Origin of the sequence: Ruegeria sp. AU67 (genome assembly GCF_900312795.1) — a bacterium.
Lineage (GTDB): Bacteria > Pseudomonadota > Alphaproteobacteria > Rhodobacterales > Rhodobacteraceae > Ruegeria > Ruegeria atlantica.
Window position 1 is genome coordinate 1 of record NZ_OMPH01000033.1, and the last position, 3,054, is coordinate 3,054.

General features: G+C 61.2%; 3 protein-coding genes. All 3 read left to right on the forward strand.

Annotated features, from left to right (window positions below):
• Nucleotides 1-19 precede the first annotated feature (19 nt).
• Genes DK510_RS19275 through folD form a run of 3 tightly spaced genes read left to right on the forward strand, consistent with a single transcriptional unit; the run spans nucleotide 20 to nucleotide 3,014 of the window.
• On the forward strand, nucleotides 20-1,696 hold the full coding sequence (locus DK510_RS19275; RefSeq protein WP_109313486.1) for a formate--tetrahydrofolate ligase: 1,677 nt from the start codon (nucleotides 20-22) through the stop codon (nucleotides 1,694-1,696).
• A gap of 57 nt (nucleotides 1,697-1,753) precedes the next feature.
• Entirely contained in the window at nucleotides 1,754-2,059 is a 306-nt protein-coding gene (locus tag DK510_RS19280) for a chorismate mutase (RefSeq protein WP_058272292.1), read from the forward strand.
• Nucleotides 2,060-2,111: 52 nt separating this feature from the next.
• Nucleotides 2,112-3,014, forward strand: a complete 903-nt coding sequence (gene folD, locus DK510_RS19285) for a bifunctional methylenetetrahydrofolate dehydrogenase/methenyltetrahydrofolate cyclohydrolase FolD (protein ID WP_109313487.1) — start codon at nucleotides 2,112-2,114, stop codon at nucleotides 3,012-3,014.
• Nucleotides 3,015-3,054 lie beyond the last annotated feature (40 nt).

A 3,054-nucleotide genomic window follows, 5' to 3' on the forward strand; every position in this document is an offset into this window, starting at 1 on the left:
CAACCGGGGGTTTTGCCCAATGAGCTATAAATCGGACATTGAAATTGCGCGCGAGGCGCAGAAGAAGCCTATTCAGGAAATTGGCGCTAAGATTGGCATCGATTCTGCTGATCTGCTGCCCTATGGCCATGACAAGGCGAAGGTGAGCCAGGAGTTCATCAACTCGGTCCAGGGTCGCGAAGACGGCAAGTTGATCCTGGTCACCGCGATCAACCCGACGCCTGCGGGTGAGGGTAAGACGACCACGACCGTTGGTCTGGGTGATGGTCTGAACCGCATCGGCAAGAATGCGATGATCTGTATCCGCGAAGCCTCGCTGGGCCCGAACTTCGGCATGAAGGGCGGCGCTGCAGGGGGCGGTTACGCGCAGGTTGTTCCGATGGAGGAAATGAACCTGCACTTCACCGGGGATTTCCACGCGATCACCTCGGCGCATTCGCTGCTGTCGGCGATGATCGACAACCACATCTACTGGGGCAATGAAGCCGAGATCGATGTACGCCGCGTCGCATGGCGCCGCGTGGTCGACATGAATGACCGCGCACTGCGTCAGATCACAGCGTCCTTGGGTGGTGTGTCGAACGGCTTCCCGCGCGAAACCGGCTTTGACATCACCGTGGCGTCCGAGGTCATGGCGATCCTGTGCCTGTCCAACGATCTGAAGGATCTGGAAAAGCGCCTGGGTGACATCATCGTGGCCTATCGCCGCGACAAGACCGCTGTTTACTGCCGCGACATCAAGGCCGAAGGCGCGATGACCGTGCTGCTGAAAGACGCGATGCAGCCAAACCTGGTGCAGACGTTGGAAAACAACCCGGCCTTTGTCCACGGTGGCCCGTTCGCGAATATCGCGCATGGCTGTAACTCTGTCATCGCGACCAAGACGGCGCTGAAAGTGGCTGACTACGTTGTGACTGAGGCCGGTTTTGGTGCCGATCTGGGTGCTGAGAAGTTCATGAACATCAAGTGCCGCAAGGCGGGCATCGCGCCGTCTGCAGTGGTGCTGGTTGCCACCGTGCGTGCGATGAAGATGAACGGCGGCGTCGCCAAGGCCGATCTGGGTGCGGAAAACGTCGACGCGGTCAACTCGGGCTGTGCCAACCTTGGTCGTCACATCGAGAACGTGAAATCCTTTGGCGTGCCGGTTGTGGTTGCCATCAACCACTTCGTCACCGATACCGATGCCGAAGTGCAGGCGGTCAGCGACTATTGCGCCGAGCATGGGGTTGAGGCGGTTCTGTCGCGTCACTGGGAGCTGGGCTCGGAAGGCTCTGCGCCGCTGGCCGAGAAGGTTGTCGAGATCGTCGAAGGCGGCAGTGCCAACTTCGCACCGATCTACCCCGATGACATGCCGCTGTTCGAGAAGATCGAAACCATCGCCAAGCGCATCTACCGCGCCGACGAGGTTCTGGCCGACAACAAGATCCGCAACCAGCTGCGTGAATGGGAAGAGGCCGGATACGGCAATCTGCCGGTCTGCATGGCCAAGACGCAGTATTCGTTCTCGACCGATCCGACCTTGCGCGGCGCGCCCACCGGCCATTCGGTTCCGGTGCGTGAGGTACGCCTGAGCGCGGGTGCCGGCTTTATCGTGGTTGTCTGCGGTGAGATCATGACCATGCCCGGATTGCCACGCAAACCAGCTGCGGAAACCATCTGCCTCAATGACGCAGGTGAGATCGAGGGCTTGTTCTAAGCCGCCGAATAGGACATCTCGTGGTCCGGGGTTTTCCCGGGCCATGAGGAGATCGCGATGCCCACTCTGACACCGCCGCAAGACTGTGCAACGATGCAGGATCTGCGGGTTCAGATCGACAAGCTGGACCGCCAACTGATCGAAATGTTGGTGGCGCGCGCAGGCTACATTGACCGCGCGTCCGAGCTGAAGCCGGGCGAGGGCCTGCCTGCCCGTATCCCGGACCGTGTCGAAGACGTGGTGCACCGCGTGCGCGCAAGCTCGGCCGAGTTGGGAATGGATCCGGATTTGGCCGAAAGACTGTGGCGCATGTTGATTGACTGGTCGATTGCACGTGAGGAACGTGTTCTCGGCCCGGACTGAATGACCGGGCGCTTCACGCGCCCGATCCGTTTTTGAAAGAAGGGATCAAAGGATGGTAGCCCAGGTTATCGACGGCAAGGCCTTTGCGGCCAAAGTGCGCGCGCAAGTGGCCGATCAGGTTGCAAAGCTGAAAGAGGAAAACGGCATCACCCCCGGCCTGGCCGTGGTTCTGGTGGGCGAAGACCCGGCCAGTCAGGTCTATGTCCGCTCCAAGGGCAAGATGACCGTCGAGGTCGGCATGAACTCGTACGAGCACAAGCTGGATGTCGATACCTCGGAAGAGGACCTGCTGGCGCTGGTCGACACGCTGAACAACGATCCGGCTGTGCATGGCATTCTGGTTCAATTGCCGCTGCCCAAGCATCTGAACGAAGATCTGGTGATCAATTCGATCGACCCGGCCAAGGATGTGGACGGGTTCCATATCTCCAACGTGGGCCTCTTGGGCACCGGTCAGAAATCGATGGTGCCCTGCACCCCGCTGGGCTGTCTGATGATGCTGCGCGACCACCATGGCTCGCTGTCGGGCATGGATGCGGTTGTGATCGGACGCTCGAACATCGTGGGCAAGCCGATGGCGCAGCTGCTGCTGGGCGACAGCTGCACCGTGACCATCGCGCACAGCCGCACCAAGGATCTGCCCGACGTGGTCCGCCGCGCCGACATCGTCGTGGCCGCCGTTGGCCGCCCCGAAATGGTGCCGGGCGACTGGATCAAGGAAGGCGCCACCGTCATCGACGTGGGCATCAACCGCATTGATGCGCCCGAAAAAGGTGAAGGCAAGACCAGGCTGGTCGGCGACGTCGACTACGCCAGCGCCGCAACACGCGCCGGCGCCATCACCCCGGTCCCCGGCGGCGTAGGCCCCATGACCATCGCCTGCCTGCTGGCCAACACACTCACCGCCTGCTGCCGCGCCAACAAACTCCCAGAACCAGAAGGCCTCACAGCCTGACCTGTTTCGCTGGGGCGCAAAAAATGCGCCCCAGCGAAAC